This window comes from Shewanella sp. 10N.286.51.B8 (assembly GCF_041469325.1).
Lineage (GTDB): Bacteria > Pseudomonadota > Gammaproteobacteria > Enterobacterales > Shewanellaceae > Shewanella.
The window spans coordinates 1-512 of record NZ_JBFRKG010000084.1 but is presented as its reverse complement, the minus strand read 5'-3'; the positions used below and the strand labels follow the sequence as shown (position 1 = coordinate 512).

Here is a 512-nt window from a genome sequence, read left to right as displayed (position 1 = left end):
TGCCCGAGTGGTGGAATCGGTAGACACAAGGGATTTAAAATCCCTCGCTTAATAGGCGTGCCAGTTCAAGTCTGGCCTCGGGTACCATCATTTACATACGACTTAGTATTAAGGTGTATGGTACAAAAAGCCTCAACGTAAGTTGGGGCTTTTTTGTATCTGAAATTTGTTGGAATGAATGATTTTACTAAAAAATCCCTCGTCGTTTTAAGATAGGGCGTGCCAGTTCAAGTCTGGCCTCGGGTACCATTATTCTTCTATAAAGCGCTTACATACGACTTAGTATTAAAGAGTATGGTGCGAAAAAGCCTCAACATTAGTTGGGGCTTTTTTGTATCTGAAATTTGTTGGAATGATTTTACTAAAAAAAACCTCGTCGTTCTAAAATAGGGCGTGCCAGTTCAAGTCTGGCCTCGGGTACCATTATTCTTCTATAAAGCGCTTACATACGACTTAGTATTAAGGTGTATGGTACAAAAAAGCCTCAACATTAGTTGGGGCTTTTTTGTATC

Annotated in this window: 1 tRNA gene; it reads left to right on the top strand. The window is 40.0% G+C overall.

What is annotated here, in order from left to right:
• The first annotated feature begins 1 nt into the window (after position 1).
• Positions 2–87, top strand: a tRNA-Leu gene (locus AB4160_RS19405).
• The last annotated feature ends 425 nt before the right edge of the window (positions 88–512 follow it).